The sequence below is a fragment of the Microbacterium sp. 22215 genome (assembly GCF_052045655.1).
Taxonomy (GTDB): domain Bacteria; phylum Actinomycetota; class Actinomycetes; order Actinomycetales; family Microbacteriaceae; genus Microbacterium; species Microbacterium phyllosphaerae.
On the sequence record NZ_JBQEPC010000005.1, the window covers coordinates 129,717 to 143,692 of the forward strand.

The 13,976-nt window shown below is 70.0% G+C and carries 16 protein-coding genes; 8 read left to right on the forward strand and 8 right to left on the reverse strand.

The window, feature by feature from the left end:
- Positions 1 to 102 precede the first annotated feature (102 nt).
- The 3 genes from ACTJKH_RS10260 to ACTJKH_RS10270 form a co-directional block, all read right to left on the reverse strand.
- Positions 103 to 1,623, reverse strand: coding sequence for an SDR family NAD(P)-dependent oxidoreductase (locus ACTJKH_RS10260; protein WP_210096732.1), 1,521 nt, complete (start codon positions 1,621 to 1,623; stop codon positions 103 to 105).
- Positions 1,624 to 1,731: 108 nt separating this feature from the next.
- Complete coding sequence (locus ACTJKH_RS10265) at positions 1,732 to 2,943, reverse strand: hypothetical protein (protein ID WP_440736810.1); 1,212 nt, start codon at positions 2,941 to 2,943, stop codon at positions 1,732 to 1,734.
- Between the two features lie 73 nt (positions 2,944 to 3,016).
- A complete protein-coding gene (locus tag ACTJKH_RS10270; RefSeq protein WP_440736811.1) occupies positions 3,017 to 4,240 on the reverse strand; it encodes a hypothetical protein in 1,224 nt (407 codons plus the stop codon).
- A 113-nt stretch (positions 4,241 to 4,353) separates the two neighbouring features.
- Here ACTJKH_RS10270 and ACTJKH_RS10275 point away from each other — a divergent pair, with 113 nt between their 5' ends.
- The 6 genes from ACTJKH_RS10275 to ACTJKH_RS10300 all read left to right on the forward strand — a co-directional run bounded on the left by ACTJKH_RS10275 (position 4,354) and on the right by ACTJKH_RS10300 (position 7,707).
- Positions 4,354 to 5,418: a M4 family metallopeptidase gene (locus ACTJKH_RS10275; protein ID WP_440736812.1), complete on the forward strand. Its 1,065-nt coding sequence runs from the start codon at positions 4,354 to 4,356 to the stop codon at positions 5,416 to 5,418.
- On the forward strand, positions 5,393 to 5,698 hold the full coding sequence (locus ACTJKH_RS10280; RefSeq protein ID WP_440736813.1) for a protealysin inhibitor emfourin: 306 nt from the start codon (positions 5,393 to 5,395) through the stop codon (positions 5,696 to 5,698). Before ACTJKH_RS10275 ends, ACTJKH_RS10280 begins: the two co-directional genes overlap by 26 nt.
- A gap of 95 nt (positions 5,699 to 5,793) precedes the next feature.
- Entirely contained in the window at positions 5,794 to 6,132 is a 339-nt protein-coding gene (locus ACTJKH_RS10285) for a hypothetical protein (RefSeq protein ID WP_440736814.1), read from the forward strand.
- A gap of 59 nt (positions 6,133 to 6,191) precedes the next feature.
- The gene (locus tag ACTJKH_RS10290; protein ID WP_440736815.1) at positions 6,192 to 6,425 is read left to right on the forward strand and encodes a hypothetical protein; all 234 of its coding nucleotides are present in this window, start codon (positions 6,192 to 6,194) and stop codon (positions 6,423 to 6,425) included.
- 58 nt (positions 6,426 to 6,483) lie between these two features.
- On the forward strand, positions 6,484 to 7,125 hold the full coding sequence (locus tag ACTJKH_RS10295; protein WP_440736816.1) for a ribonuclease H family protein: 642 nt from the start codon (positions 6,484 to 6,486) through the stop codon (positions 7,123 to 7,125).
- 162 nt (positions 7,126 to 7,287) lie between these two features.
- Complete coding sequence (locus tag ACTJKH_RS10300) at positions 7,288 to 7,707, forward strand: DoxX family protein (protein WP_440736817.1); 420 nt, start codon at positions 7,288 to 7,290, stop codon at positions 7,705 to 7,707.
- A 99-nt stretch (positions 7,708 to 7,806) separates the two neighbouring features.
- Here the strand turns inward: ACTJKH_RS10300 and ACTJKH_RS10305 are convergent, their stop codons facing one another.
- Both ACTJKH_RS10305 and ACTJKH_RS10310 read right to left on the reverse strand, forming a co-directional pair.
- Positions 7,807 to 8,784, reverse strand: a complete 978-nt coding sequence (locus tag ACTJKH_RS10305; RefSeq protein WP_440736818.1) for an SRPBCC family protein — start codon at positions 8,782 to 8,784, stop codon at positions 7,807 to 7,809.
- A gap of 1 nt (position 8,785) precedes the next feature.
- Positions 8,786 to 9,181, reverse strand: coding sequence for an ArsR/SmtB family transcription factor (locus tag ACTJKH_RS10310; RefSeq protein ID WP_440736819.1), 396 nt, complete (start codon positions 9,179 to 9,181; stop codon positions 8,786 to 8,788).
- Between the two features lie 125 nt (positions 9,182 to 9,306).
- Between ACTJKH_RS10310 and ACTJKH_RS10315 the strand changes: the two genes are divergently transcribed.
- Positions 9,307 to 10,353 (forward strand): NAD(P)-dependent alcohol dehydrogenase, encoded by a 1,047-nt coding sequence (locus ACTJKH_RS10315; protein WP_440736820.1) that lies wholly within the window; start codon positions 9,307 to 9,309, stop codon positions 10,351 to 10,353.
- Positions 10,354 to 10,401: 48 nt separating this feature from the next.
- Here the strand turns inward: ACTJKH_RS10315 and ACTJKH_RS10320 are convergent, their stop codons facing one another.
- A complete protein-coding gene (locus ACTJKH_RS10320) occupies positions 10,402 to 11,085 on the reverse strand; it encodes a class I SAM-dependent methyltransferase (protein ID WP_440736821.1) in 684 nt (227 codons plus the stop codon).
- A 38-nt stretch (positions 11,086 to 11,123) separates the two neighbouring features.
- Between ACTJKH_RS10320 and ACTJKH_RS10325 the strand changes: the two genes are divergently transcribed.
- Positions 11,124 to 12,614, forward strand: a complete 1,491-nt coding sequence (locus ACTJKH_RS10325) for a dihydrolipoyl dehydrogenase family protein (protein WP_440736822.1) — start codon at positions 11,124 to 11,126, stop codon at positions 12,612 to 12,614.
- Between the two features lie 16 nt (positions 12,615 to 12,630).
- On the opposite strand, the gene ACTJKH_RS10330 is transcribed toward ACTJKH_RS10325, so the two are convergent.
- A complete protein-coding gene (locus ACTJKH_RS10330) occupies positions 12,631 to 13,272 on the reverse strand; it encodes a CDP-alcohol phosphatidyltransferase family protein (RefSeq protein WP_440736823.1) in 642 nt (213 codons plus the stop codon).
- Positions 13,265 to 13,921 (reverse strand): TVP38/TMEM64 family protein, encoded by a 657-nt coding sequence (locus tag ACTJKH_RS10335; RefSeq protein WP_440736824.1) that lies wholly within the window; start codon positions 13,919 to 13,921, stop codon positions 13,265 to 13,267. Before ACTJKH_RS10335 ends, ACTJKH_RS10330 begins: the two co-directional genes overlap by 8 nt.
- Positions 13,922 to 13,976: the final 55 nt, after the last annotated feature.

The following is a 13,976-nucleotide window of genomic DNA, read 5'->3' on the forward strand; positions in this document are numbered from 1 at the left end:
GTCTCCGATCCGTCGAGTCCACCGGCGGATGCAGGGTTTCGAATCGCGCACTTTGCCGTTCTTCGACCGCGAATNCGAAACCCGGGGGCGGCAGCGCCCGACTCACCAGGGGCTGGGCTCGTAGTCCTTCAGGAAGACGCCGTGGATGTCGTCGCCGGCCTCGCCGCGGACGATCGGGTCGTACACGCGGGCCGCTCCGTCGACGAGGTCGAGCGGGGCGTGGAAGCCCTCCTCGGCGAGGCGCACCTTCGTGAAGTGGGGACGCTCATCGGTGATCCAGCCGGTGTCGACGGCGGTCATCAGAATGCCGTCGGTCTCGAGCATCTCGCCCGCGCTCGTGCGCGTCAGCATGTTGAGGGCGGCCTTCGCCATGTTCGTGTGCGGATGCCCCGGGCCCTTGTACCGGCGCGAGAACTGACCCTCCATCGCCGAGACGTTCACCACGTACTTGCGATGCGCCGACGACGCGGCCATCGAGGCGCGCAGACGGCTGATCAGCAGGAACGGCGCTGTCGTGTTCGCGAGCTGCACCTCGAGCATCTCGAGCGGATCCACCTGATCGATCGACTGCACCCAGCTGTTCGATGTGTTCACGTCGGGCACGAGTCCGCCGGCGTCGATCGCGGTGCCGTCGGCGTGCTTCTCCAACGACGACGACCCCGGGGCCATCGCGAGCCGGGCGAGGTCTTCGGCGGTCAGGGCCTGACCGCCCTGCTCGGCGACGGTGCCGCCGAGGGCTGCGACCGAGAGCAGCGGGTGCGCATCGACGGATGCCTGCAGCGCCTGCGGATGCGGGTCGGCGGTGTGCCCGAACGTCTCCATCTCGGGCAGCGGTCCGTCGGGAAGAGGCTGCAGCTCGGCATCCGCCAGCAGCGAGTACGAACCGGGCGAGCGTCGCACGGTCTGCGCGGCATTGTTGATCAGGATGTCGAGTGGGCCCTGCGCCGCGACGGAGTCGGCGAGCCCGATGACCTGGGCCGGGTCGCGCAGGTCGATGCCGACGACCCGCAGGCGGTGCAGCCAGTCGGCCGAGTCGGGCAGCGCCGAGAACCGACGCACGGCGTCGCGCGGGAAGCGGGTGGTGATCGTCGTGTGGGCGCCGTCGCGCAGCAGCCGCAGCGCGATGTGCATGCCGATCTTGGCGCGACCTCCGGTGAGCAGCGCGCGCTTGCCGGTGAGGTCGGTGCGGGCATTGCGCTTGCCGTGACTGAATCGCGCGCAGTCGGGGCAGAGCTGGTGATAGAACGCGTCGACCACCGTGTACGGCTGCTTGCAGATGTAGCAGTTGCGCGGCTTGAGCAGCTCGCCCGCGATCGGGGCGTCGACGACGCTGGTCGCGAGGTCGTGGCCACGGGTCTCGTCGTCGATGCGGTCGGGGGCACCGGTGGCGGTGCGGGCGACGACGGCCTTGTCGGCTTCGGCGATGGCATCGCGGATCTCTTTGCGACGCACGCGCTTGACGGCCTTGAACATCGCGGCGGTCGCGTGACGGACGGCGACGAAGTCGGGGTGCTCGTTGTCGATCTGGTGCAGTTCCGAGAGCACCCGCAGGGTCGTCGCGAGGTCTTCGGGGTCGATGCCGGGTCCGAGGTCGGGTGCAGCGTCGGAGGAGGCATCGGTCATTGTGCCGATTTTACGCGAGATCCCGCGCTGCGTTCCTGGGAGCCTCGGGGCGAGACCGCGCACGGCCCCGCCCCTCGGCATCCGATGGTTCCGGTGGTTCCGACCGGGTCAGTGTCCGGCGGCGGCGCCGACCACCACGAACTCGCCGGGCACGACGTCGAGCGTCGCCTCGGCCGAGACCTTGCCGGTGTGCAGATCGACGGCGAGGATGCGGTTGGCCGCGGGCTCCGTCACGTAGGCGATGTCTCCCACGACGCGCAGGCCCGGGTGCGGCTGCTGCCACTCTTCAGGGCTCTCCCACGGCTCGATGACGCTCCACGAGTCGACGACCTCGCCGGTCTCGTCGAGCACGTTCAGCGTGCCGTCGGAGGCGAGCACGATGATGTTGTCGTGCCCGTCGCGGCCCACTCCGCGCCACGTGTACTCGACGCCCTCGGGCAGGTCGACGACCGAGAGCTTCTGAGCATCCGTGTCGATCAGCGCGAGCTTCGAGAGGAGGTACCCCTCCTGGTCGGGGTCGGTCTTGTAGTCCATCGCCGCGATCGCGCTGGTCTCGGTCACGTAGGCGTTGCCCGAGCGACCGAAGTCGTCGGGGGCGTCGAGCTTCGTGAACGCTCCGTCGGCGAACAGCAGCGCGCCGTCTTCGCAGCCGAACACGACGGCCTCGCCCTTCAGCGCTCCCTCGCCGTGCACGCCCGGGCACTGCTCGTTGCGGGCGAGCTCGCTGCCGTCTTCGGCGAGCAGACGGACTCCGCTGCGCGAGTCCGCGGTGCCGATGGTCGACAGCACGGTGCCGTCGGACAGCTCGATCGCGACACCGTGGTGGGCCTCCTCCGAGGTCAGCGTCTCGGACTCGGGCAGCGATCCGGTGCCGACCGCATCGGTGTCGAACAGCGTCACGTCTCCCGTGCCGTCGTCGAACAGTGCGGTGCGCCCGGCGTGCGGGGTGGCGTGCCCGGGAGTCACGGCGTCGAACACCTCGCCCGTGAACTCGACCGTGTCGGAGGCCAGGCCCGTGTCGAGCACGTGGAAGCCGTCGGCGGCGGTGACGAAGACGTGTCCGTCGTGGTCGCCGGCCGGGTTGACGCGCAGGAACCCGTCGAGTTCGGCCGAGTCGACCGTGTCGAGGGTCTCGCCGTCGAGCACGACGATGCCGCCGTCGTAGGCGATCGCGACGCGGGTGTCGCCCTCGTGTGCGGCGTCGGAGGCATCGGGTTCGCCGGATGCCGACGGCGCGGCGGTCGCGCATCCGGCGAGCGCGACCACGGCGAGCGTGGCGAGCGCGCCGGCCGCGAGGCGGCTGCGGGCAGGTCGGTGCATGGGGATTCTCCTTCTTGTGGGTGGTGCGCGGGTGCGCGAGACGGCGGATGCCGTCGATGGGCGTGAGAGCGGATCAGCCGACGAGCTGGACGTATCGGGAGTCGAGGTCGTCGAAGGTGCGGGTGACGGTGCCGTCACGGTGGTCGATCTCATGCACGGCCCCGGTGGCCGGGTCGGAGACGTAGGCGTGCTGGGCATCGACGAGGAGCTGCACCCGGTCGCGCAGCGCGGGGTCGGCGACGGATGCGGCGAGCAGCGGCTCCGTGCGGGCGAGTTCCGAGCCGTCGGCCGCGAGCACTCGCACTGTGCCGTCGGACGCGATGGCGACCGTGCGGCTGTCGTCATCGCCGATCGCTGCGGCGCGGACGAGCGGGGCGTCGGTGGCGAGCAGCATCCATTCGCGGGCTCGGGAGTCGAGCAGCCAGGCACCCTGGTCTCCGGCGACACCGGCGAGATCCGGCCGGTCGGCGCGGCCGGCGAGGTCGGATGCCGGTGCCGACCCGGCGGGGTACGGGATGGCCTCTGCGGCGAGCGCTCCGCCGATCTCCCGCGTGACCAGCACGGCCCCGTCGGCGCAGGCGATCACAGCGCCGACGCGGGTGATGTCGGCATCCGTCGCGTCGGCACAGGGTGCGGTGACGCCGGTCGCGGTGCCGTCGGAGTCGAGGATCTCGACCGCGTCGCCGGTGGCGGCGACCAGGTGCCCCGAGAACGGCAGGACGGGTCCGCTCGGGGTGTCCGCGAGGGTGAGGCGCGGCGCATCCTCGATCTCGGCGAGCCTCTCGTGATCGATGAGGGTGACATCGGCGCCGAATCGGATGGCGGTGGCGCTGTCGCCGATGCGGATGTCGGCAGGCCCGTCCCCCTCCACCGCGCCGAGCACGCCCGCATCACCGACGAAGGAGTGGGAGTGATCGCCGTGCGGCACAGTCCAGCGTCCGGAGTCGATGATGTCGACGGAAACCCCGTCTGCCGTCTCGCGGGCGACATGCACGAAGCGGCCACCACCGGCCACCGCAGCATCCACGGCATCCACTCCCGCTTCCGCGAGAGAGGACCGCTCTTCGGTCTCGAGGTCGAGCAGGGTGAGCTCGCCGTTCTCCCCCGCGACGACGAGCGCGAGCGCCGGGGATGCGACCTCGGCCGCGCCGCCGCCGTCGACCCCGTCGTTCGGAGGGAGGCTCGGGCTCGATGCAGGGGCGGGAGCGCCGGATGCCGCACAGGACGTGACGGCGAGGGCGGCTGCGAGCAGCGAGGCGAGCAGAATTGTGCGGCCGGCGCGAGGAGAGGAGGTCACGAGAGATCACCCTATTGAGAACGATTCTCAATCTCAAGTTCAAGGCCATTCAGTGTCGTCGAAACTCGCAGGCGGCTTGCCCCGACGTCGGACCCCCGGCGTAGGGTCTGAACATGAGCAGCCACACCGAAACCCCCGGAGTCGTCCCGTCTTATCTGCTCGCCCGCCTCGCCGAGTCGGGCCGCTATCCTCGCGCCGCCGCCGCCGCGAGGCAGACGCTGACGGCCGGCAGACCGCCGTTTCGTGCGCGCATCGACCTGTCGATCGATGAGAACGGCGACCTCGTGGCGCAGCTCTCCGATGCGCCCAACCGCACGATCAGCGACGCAGGCAACACGCAGAACCTGCCGGGCGTGATCGTCCGCGGTGAAGACGACGAACCGGTGGCCGACACCTCCGTCAACGAGGCGTTCGACGGACTCGGGGCCACGTTCGAGATGCTGCTCGCGGCCTTCGGCCGCAACTCCCTGAACGACGCCGGGGCACCGCTCGACGCCACCGTGCACTACGGGGTCGACTACGACAACGCCTTCTGGGACGGCGAGCGCATGGTCTTCGGCGACGGCGACGGCGAGGTGTTCGTGGGCTTCACCTCGTCGACCACGGTCATCGGGCACGAGCTCGCGCACGGTGTCGTGCAGTACACCGCGAACCTCGAATATCAAGGCCAGCCCGGCGCGCTGAACGAGTCGATCGCCGATGTCTTCGGCGCGCTCACCGAGCAGTACCTGCTCGGGCAGAGCGCGGCCGACGCGACGTGGCTGATCGGTGCCGAGATCTTCACGGATGCGGTGCAGGGCACGGCGCTGCGGTCGATGATCGAGCCCGGCACCGCCTACGACGACGACGAGCTCGGCAAGGATCCGCAGCCCGCCCACATGAGCGGGTTCGTGCGCACGACCGAAGACAACGGCGGGGTGCACATCAACTCCGGCATCCCGAACCGCGCGTTCGCCCTGTTCGCGATCGACCTGGGCGGCAACGCCTGGGAGACCGCGGGCACCGTCTGGTACCGGGCGCTCACCGGAGGCCTGTCGAGCACCGCGAACTTCACTCAGTTCGCGGATGCGACGGTCGCCGCGGCATCCGCCATCGACGCCGCCACCGGCGCAGCCGCTCGACGTGCGTGGACGACCGTGGGAGTCTATGGAGATGAGCGAGTCCCCTCCACCGACTGACGCGCAGGTCGTCATCGCGGTGGTGCGCACGGGAGGCATCGGCGGCATCCGTCGTCAATGGCGGGTCGAACCGGATCCGGCCGACACGCACGACTGGATCGCGATGATCGAGAGCTGCCCGTGGGATGCCGACGCCGACGGCACCACGGGTGCCGACCGGTTCGTGTGGCTGATCCGGGTGCGCACTCCGTCGGAGAAGCGCGAGCGGGAGCTGCCCGACTCCGAACTCGACGGTCCGTGGCGGGACCTCGTCGACGCCGTGCGCGCGGCCTCCGACTGAGGCATGCACGACTGAGAGCGCACGCCGTGGGCGAGCCGACCACGAGGACTCACCGCCACGGCGGATGATGGGACGACGACACGAGGGGGAACACCATGCCGACACCCGAAGAGGCCGATCGCCTGATGCAGCTGTCACGCGAGGCGTTCGATCGAGGCGATGTGGTGCTGCACCTGCAGGCCGAGGTCAGCCGACTCACCGGCCAGGCGTCGTCGTGGGGCTCCGCCGAGAACGACTTCGTGAGCGATGACCACGTCGGGTACTTCCTCAGCGAAGTTGAGCGCATCGGCTGGCGCCTCGAGCACACCGGCTACACCTTCGTGGAGTCGGGCGCGACGACCTCGGCGCGCATGCTGAGCAGCGGAACCGGCGTCGTCAACCACGGCCACGTCGCGGGGTACTTCACCTTCCGCCGCATCACCCCGTCTGCCTGAACCGATCAATCCGGTGTGAATCCGGTACCCCGCCGATGAGCGGGATCAGAATGGGACCCATGGGACTTTTCCAGCAACGCTCCGACGAAGAAGAGAACCAGTGGACTCTGCCCTCCGAGCCCCTCGAGCGCTCGGAGTCCGAGGTGCTCGACGAGGCCCCGACCGTCGACCCGCTGTCGATCGGTCTGGGGCTGGGCCCCGGCGTCTCCGTGAGCTCGGTCGCCTTCCCCGTGGCGCCTCCCGCACCGTCCGCGGTCTCGATCGAGGACCGCGACCCCGAGAACGACGACTGACGCGCGGCCGCCTGACAGCGCGACGGGCGGTGTCGCCGGTCGCGGCTACGGTTGAGGGATGACGATCACCGCCGCCGCAGACGGCTCCGCCCTGGGCAATCCCGGCCCCAACGGCTGGGCCTGGTACATCGACGACGACAACTGGGCTGCGGGCGGATCCCCCCACGGCACCAACAACCAGGGTGAGCTGCGGGCTGTGCTCGAGCTGCTGCAGGCGACGGCGGGCATCTCCGAGAAGCTGATGATCGAGTGCGACAGCCGCTACGTGATCGACTCGGTCACCAAGTGGATGCCGGGGTGGAAGCGCAAGGGCTGGCGCAAGTCCGACGGCGGACCCGTGCTCAACCGCGACCTGCTCGAGGGTATCGACGAGGCCATCCGCGGGCGCGACGTCGAGTTCTCGTGGGTCAAGGGTCACGCCGGCCACCCCCTCAACGAAGCGGCCGACGAGCGCGCGAACGCCGCGGCCAAGGCATACCAGGCGAAGCAGGAGCCGCGCCGAGGGCCCGGATTCACCCTGGCGACGGACGCCGGCGCAGCCGCAGCAGCCTCCGCGCCGATCGCCGCCGCGGCACCGGCATCCGCGGCCTCTTCCACGCCTGCGCCCTCTTCCGGCCCCGCTCCCTCTTCCGGCCCCGCTGCGGCGACGGNTCGCCGAGCCGCTCTGGGCCGAGGCATCCGATCTGCTCGACGGCCTTGATGCTCCGGTCGACGACCCGATCGTCGTGAGCCTGGCACTGTCGAGCGACGAGCACGCCCGGCTGCGCGACCGCGCCGAGGCCCAGGGCGTCACGCTCGAAGAGGCGCTCCGCCGCCTGATCTGACGCGCCGCGCACCCCGAGACCCCGCGTACACTCGCACCATGTCGAAGAAGAATGTCGCACGCACCGTCGGTCGGATCTTCCTCGGTTCGTTCCTCATCTTCGCGGGCGTCTCGCATCTGACGTTCGCGCGCGAGGAGTTCCAGGCGCAGGTGCCGGACTGGGTGCCGCTGGATCCTGACGTGACCGTGCTCGCGTCCGGAGTCGTCGAGGTCGGTCTGGGCGCAGCTCTCCTCGTCGCCCGCAAGCGCCGGGGACTCGTCGGTGTACTCGCGGCGCTGTTCTTCGTCGCCGTCTTCCCCGGCAACATCGCGCAGTGGCTCGAGCACCGCGACGCCTTCGGGCTCGACACCGACACCAAGCGCTTCGTCCGACTGTTCTTCCAGCCGGTGCTGATCGCCCTGGCGCTCTGGTCGACGCGCACTCGGCGGCGCACATCCGCCGGTTCTTCCGACTCGTAGCAGCGGACTCTCGTTCACAATTCAGCATGAGCGTGAGCAGAACGGCAGAAGAGGAGGCGGTTCTCGTGAGAACCGCCTCCTCTTGCTGAATTGTGAACGTCAGACTGCGAGCAGCTCCCGCTCGAGACGGTCGTACGACGTCTCCATGCCGTCGGCCATGCCGGTGGCGAGGATCATGTCGCGCGTCTCCTTGTCGGGGTATTCGATCAGCAGGGTGATCAGCGTCGCGCCGTCCTCCTCGTAGAGGTTCAGGTCGTTCAGCGTCTCGACCGGCATCCCGATCATCCGCTCAGTGTTGACCGACCGGCGAGGCGCGTCGATCAGCAGCGCCTCCCCCTCGAAGCCGAACGGCTGCCCCTCGGTGTCGCCCACCGGCGCCCACGAGTTGCGGTAGGTCTGGCCGACCTCCGTGGCGACGATGCACTCGGTCATCTCCCACCCGTCGGGTCCGAGCAGCCACTGCTTCATGAGCTCGGGCTCGTTGTGCGCGCGCCAGACCAGATCACGCGGTCCCTCGACGAGGCGCGTGATGCGCACGTGCACGTCGTCCAACAGCTCGACCCGCGTGCCCTTGCCCTGCGCGTAGTCGCGGAGGTCCTGCAGCACGGCGTCGATCTGGCTCATCGCGAGCTTCGTGCCCTCGACCGCACCCATCGAGACGACCTGCTCCAGTGCATCGGCCGACGCGAAGTGGCTCGTGGTGACCATGCGCGTGCCCTCGGCGCTCGACTCGAACGAGAAGACCATCCGCATCGAGGGCAGGTTCGGGTCAGGGGTGCCCTGCTCGTCGGCGAACGAGTCGAGCACCTCGAAGCCGTGCGGGGCCTCGATGCGCAGGAACTCCCATGTGCCCGAGGCCTTCTCGCCGCGGGGGCCGTTCATCGTGTAGTTCGCCTTGCCGCCGACGGTGTGGTCCCAGGCGGTGAAAGTGGCCGGCCATCCGGGAGGGCCCCAGAAGCGCTCGAGCTGGCGCGGGTCGCTGTACGCGGCCCAGACCCGCTCGATCGGCGCCGCGAAATCGGCGACGACGGTCATGGTGAGGTTGTCGGCATCGGTGGTGACATCCGTGACGGGCATGTCAGTCTCCTTCTTCGGTTCGTGGATCTTCGGTGGTGCTGGTGGTGTCGGAGGTGGATGCCGGCGTTTCGGCCAGCAACTCGTCGAGCCGGGCGATGCGCGACCGCCACAGCTCTTCGTATCGGGCGAGGAGCGCCCTGGCGCGGGCGATCATCTCGGGGTTCGCGCGGACGAGCCGCTCGCGTCCCTCGGCGCGCTTGACGATGAGATCCGCCGCTTCGAGCACGGCCACGTGCTTCTGCACCGCGGCGAACGACATCTCGTATTCGGAGGCGAGGGTCGAGACCGACTGCTCCCGCTCGATCGTCCGACGCAGGATGTCACGCCGGGTCGACGTCGCCAGTGCGTGGAACACACGGTCGACCTCCGCTTCGCTCAGTTCTCTTTGTGCAACCATTTGGTTGTACGTTATGCCTGGGGGAGGTGGATGTCAAGAGGTTCGATAATTGACGTGGCAGGGTCGAGCGTTCCCGCCTTCCGCACCGCGCGGCAGACCACTCGATCTGCTGGAAGGAAGACACCATGAAAGCTCTCCGTTACGTCGAGATCGGCAAGCCGCCCGTCGTCGTCGACATCCCGATTCCGAAGCCGGGGCCGGGTCAGGTCCTGCTCAAGGTCACCGCTGGCGGCGTCTGCCACTCCGACGACTACGTCATGGGCCTCCCCGAGAAGGACTACCTCGAGCAGAGTTACCCGCTGCCGCTGACGCTCGGCCACGAAGGCGCCGGGATCGTCCACGAGATCGGTGAGGGCGTCGACTCGACGCTGAAGGTCGGGGATGCCGTCGCGGTCTACGGACCGTGGGGCTGCGGACGCTGCCACAACTGCTCGCAGGGCATGGAGAACTACTGCACCAACGCCGCCGCCGAGGGCATCCGCCCTCCCGGCCTCGGCAGCCAGGGCTCGATGGCCGAGTACATGATCGTCGACGACGCCCGCCATCTCGTGCCGCTCGGCGACCTCGACCCGGTGCAGAACGTCTCGCTGACGGATGCGGGCCTCACGCCGTATCACGCCATCAAGCGCTCGCTTCCGAAGCTGGGCGCGGGCACGTTCGCGGTCGTCATCGGCACCGGAGGGCTCGGCCATGTCGGCATCCAGATCCTGAAGGCGATCTCGGGCGCCACCGTCATCGCGCTCGATGTGAACGACACCAAGCTGGCACTCGCCACCGAGGTCGGCGCCGATCACGTGCTGATCAGCGACGCGTCCGCCGCCGAGAAGATCCGTGAGATCACCGGCGGCCTCGGCGCGAACGCCGTGTTCGACTTCGTCGGAGCCAACCCGACCATGGCCCTCGCGCAGAGCGTCGCCGCTCTCGACTCCGACGTGACGATCGTCGGCATCGGAGGCGGGACCATGAGCCTCGGCTTCGGCTCGATCGCCTACGACGCCGCCGTGCGCATCCCGTACTGGGGCTCACGCTCCGAGCTGATCGAGGTGCTCGACCTCGCTCGCGCCGGCAAGATCCACGTCCAGACCGAGACCTACTCCCTCGACGACGGCCCGAAGGCGTACGAGGACCTCGCCGCGAACAGCATCCGCGGCCGCGCGGTCATCGTTCCCTGACCGACGAGCGCCGTGCGGTCNGGCGCTTCGGACAGACCCGCGATCGGGTCAGAGCGGCGCACCGCTCGCGAGCGTCGCAGCGACCGCGACGAGATGACCGCCCTTGCGCTCGACCCGGCGCACAGGCGAGGAATCGACGGCATCCCGCTCGAGCATCCGCCAAGGTCGCGCCGCGATGTCGGCTCCCCCGGTCGCACACGCGAGCCGCGCCAATGGTGACAGCACGCTCCAGAAGCCGTGCGGTGGCTGCATGTCGACGACGCACGCACGCGCGCCGAGGCGCAGACACGCCCGCGCACGACGCCATGCCTCCTCGCGCTCGGCGATCACACTGAGCGAGTACGTCGCGAGCAGAGCATCCGCGCGTCCGTCGCCGGCGCCGCGCAGGTCGGCGACGGCCAGGGCCACCGTCTCCGGTCGCAGCTCTGCGGCATCCGTCCGGATCAGGCGAACGCGGTCTCCCCACCCCTCCCGGTCGATCCGCCGCTGGGCCATGTCGAGCATCTCGGGGCTGCGGTCGATGCCGATCACGCTGCCCGACGGGCCCGTCGCCGCGAGCAGGGGTGCGAAGTTCAGGCCGGTCCCGCATCCGAGATCGATGACGACGTCGCCGGATCCCGGCGCGAGCAGCGAGATCCCCGCCTGCCGCCCGACCCGATACACCAGGCGCTCACCCGAGAGCGCGTCGTACCAGCGCGCACCCGCGCTGTACCGCCGCATCAGTGCAGCCATCCGGCCTCCCGCCTCCGGGTCCACTCTAGGCTTCAGGCATGAGCACTCCTTCTCGCAGACCCGCGCGTGCACTCTCGGCCCGCGAAGCCGGCGCACGCACGTGGGATCTGGTCGTCATCGGGGCCGGCAGCGCCGGGCTCGTCGGGGCCCGCACCGCCGTCGCGCTCGGTGCGAGCGTGCTGCTGATCGAGGCCCACCGCTTCGGCGGAGAGTGCCTGCACACCGGATGCGTCCCGTCGAAGGCACTCATCGCCTCGGCCGCCGCCGCCCACGCCGCGCGCAGCAGCACGGACCTGGGCGTGTGCTCAACCGAGGTCGACATCGACTTCTCGGCGGTCATGCGGCACGTGCACTCCGCGATCCGCGAGATCGAGCCGGTGGATTCCCCCGAGACGCTGAACCGGGACGGCGTGCACACCCTCACCGGACGCGCGCGGTTCGACGGCCCCCGCTCGGTCGTCGTCGACGACGAGCGCATCGGCTTCCGCGACGCGCTGATCGCGGCGGGCAGCGTGCCGGTGCGCACGTCGGTCGAGGGCGAGGCTGCAATAGACGTGCTCACGAACGAGACGTTCTGGGACCTCGACGAGCTGCCCCGGCGTCTGCTCGTGCAGGGCGGCGGCGCGATCGGCTGCGAGCTCGCGCAGGCGATGGCGCGTCTCGGCAGCGCGGTCACGCTGGTGCACCGGGGCGATCGACTGCTGCCGAAGGAGGATGCCGCGGCGAGCGCTGTCATCCTCGCCGCCCTGCGCGCGGACGGCGTCGACGTGCGTCTCGGCACAACCGTGCGCGCCTTCGAGTCCCCCGGCTCCGATGATGATCCCTCCCCGTCAGGAACCGCGACACTGAGCGACGGCACGCAGGTCGAATTCGATCGAGCGCTCGCCGCTCTCGGGCGTCGCGTCGAAGCCGCGGGTCTGGGGTTGCCGGCAGCGGCTGTGCGGCTCGACACACACGGAGCCGTCGACGTCGACTCCGCTCTGCGCACGTCGAACCCCCGCATCCGTGCCGCCGGCGACGTCACCCCGCTGCCGAGATTCACGCACACGGCAGGCATGTACGGCAGCGTCGCCGCGACGAACGCGGTGCTCGGGCTCGCCCGCAAGGCCGACGTCGATGTCGTTCCCCGCATCACGTTCACCTCGCCCGAGGTCGGGGCGGTGGGCATCACGCCGGATGCTGCTCGCGCACGAGGGATGCGTGTGATCGTGCATTCCCACGCCCATCTCGATCGGGCGATCGCCGACAGACACACCGACGGCTTCACGAGCATCGCGGTCGATCGGCGAGGCCGGGTCGTCGGCGCCGCGATCGTCGGGCCGCGGGCAGGCGAATCGCTCGCGGAGTACACCGTGGCGGTGAAGACCGGCCTGAACGTGCGCACGCTGGCCACGACGATGCACGCCTACCCGAGCTACTCCGACGCCGGGTGGAACGCCGTCGTGAAAGAGGCGCAGCGCGGCCTCCGCGGCGGGCTCGTCGCATTGGGCATCCGCCTTCTCGCCCGTCGCCACCGCCGCCGCACCTGAGCCTGCCCGACCCGACTCAGCGCAGGCTGCGATAGCCGACGATGATGCGCTGCACGGCGCTCACGGCGACGAAGAGCGCCCACAGCAACGCGATCTGCCATGCCCAGAACGGCAGGATGAGCCACAGCGCGTGCACCGCGATGGTCTCGGTGCCCTCGGCGATCCGGCCGAGGAACGACAGGGAGCGTCCGTCGTCGATCGTGCGCCCAGTGCGCTCGGCGATCGAGGAGAAGGCGAGGAAGGCCGTGCCGTTCACGTAATAGACCAGGAGCACGACGAGGAACGGCCACCACGGGGCGTCGAACTGCGACGTGGCGCCGAAGGCGACGCCGACGACCGTGGCGCCGTAGACGACGAAGTCGGCGGTGATGTCGAGGAATCCGCCCGCATGCGAGGGCGCGGACTCCCGCCCCTGCGACTCCGCCAACCGTCTGCGACGTCGGGCGAGGGTCCCGTCGAGCCCGTCGGCGATGCGCGAGACGAGCCACAGCACGAGAGCGACCCCCCACAGCTGGAATCCTGCCGTCACAGCGGAAGCGACGCCGAGCACGAGCCCGAGCACCGTCAGCCGATCGGGCGTGATCCCGGGTCGGTCCAGGGCCGCCGCTGTCGCCTCCAGCGGTCTGACGAGCACGGCCCGCAGAGAACGGTCAAGCATCGAGACCGCCTTCGGCCTTCTGCGCCGACGACGAGCGGTCGCCGTTCCGGCGGCGCAGGATCGCCGCGGTCACGACGCCGCCGAGGATGAGCACACCCAGTACGGCCACCGCCACCCAGAAGGGCGGCCCGAGCTCGAGCCCGAACGCGCCCAGCGCCACGTAGGCGGCAGACCCGGGCAGGATGCCGATGGCCGTGCCCAGCGCGTAGTCGCGGCGTCGCACCGCCGTCAGGCCGGCGCCGTAGTTGATGAGTGTGAACGGGATGATCGGCACCAGCCGCGCCCCGAGCACCGCGAGGAATCCGCGGTGCGCCAGCACGGCGTCGAGGCGCGCGACCCGAGCTCCGGTGAGCCGCTCGACGGCTTCCCTGCCGAGCGCTCGACCGATCACGAACGATGCGGCGGCGCCCAGAAGGGCCCCGACGTAGACGAGCACGAGCGCGAGCCAGAAACCCCACACGAGACCCGCCGCGATCGTGAGCAGATTCTTCGGCACCGGTGTCAGCGTGAGCGCGGCGTACCCCGCCACGAAGAGCAGCGCGCCCCCCGGTCCGAGGCCCGCGGCCCACTCTCTGACCACGTCGACATCGCTCGGAGCGAGGAAATACCCAACCGTTCCGACGAGGGCGACGAACAGGAGGAGAAGCACGAGGCGGACGATCGCCGACCGCTTCGAGGGGGCGTCTCTGACACGCGAATCACCA

Bases quoted from the DNA above. Each gene is read 5' to 3' on its own strand.
- ACTJKH_RS10300 (WP_440736817.1), top strand. From the start codon at position 7,288: ATGTCGAAGAAGAATGTCGCACGCACCGTCGGTCGGATCTTCCTCGGT.
- ACTJKH_RS10320 (WP_440736821.1), bottom strand. From the start codon at position 11,085: ATGGCTGCACTGATGCGGCGGTACAGCGCGGGTGCGCGCTGGTACGAC.
- ACTJKH_RS10280 (WP_440736813.1), top strand. From the start codon at position 5,393: ATGAGCGAGTCCCCTCCACCGACTGACGCGCAGGTCGTCATCGCGGTG.
- ACTJKH_RS10315 (WP_440736820.1), top strand. From the start codon at position 9,307: ATGAAAGCTCTCCGTTACGTCGAGATCGGCAAGCCGCCCGTCGTCGTC.
- ACTJKH_RS10305 (WP_440736818.1), bottom strand. From the start codon at position 8,784: ATGCCCGTCACGGATGTCACCACCGATGCCGACAACCTCACCATGACC.
- ACTJKH_RS10275 (WP_440736812.1), top strand. From the start codon at position 4,354: ATGAGCAGCCACACCGAAACCCCCGGAGTCGTCCCGTCTTATCTGCTC.
- ACTJKH_RS10310 (WP_440736819.1), bottom strand. From the start codon at position 9,181: ATGGTTGCACAAAGAGAACTGAGCGAAGCGGAGGTCGACCGTGTGTTC.
- ACTJKH_RS10260 (WP_210096732.1), bottom strand. From the start codon at position 1,623: ATGACCGATGCCTCCTCCGACGCTGCACCCGACCTCGGACCCGGCATC.
- ACTJKH_RS10325 (WP_440736822.1), top strand. From the start codon at position 11,124: ATGAGCACTCCTTCTCGCAGACCCGCGCGTGCACTCTCGGCCCGCGAA.
- ACTJKH_RS10330 (WP_440736823.1), bottom strand. From the start codon at position 13,272: ATGCTTGACCGTTCTCTGCGGGCCGTGCTCGTCAGACCGCTGGAGGCG.
- ACTJKH_RS10285 (WP_440736814.1), top strand. From the start codon at position 5,794: ATGCCGACACCCGAAGAGGCCGATCGCCTGATGCAGCTGTCACGCGAG.
- ACTJKH_RS10265 (WP_440736810.1), bottom strand. From the start codon at position 2,943: ATGCACCGACCTGCCCGCAGCCGCCTCGCGGCCGGCGCGCTCGCCACG.
- ACTJKH_RS10290 (WP_440736815.1), top strand. From the start codon at position 6,192: ATGGGACTTTTCCAGCAACGCTCCGACGAAGAAGAGAACCAGTGGACT.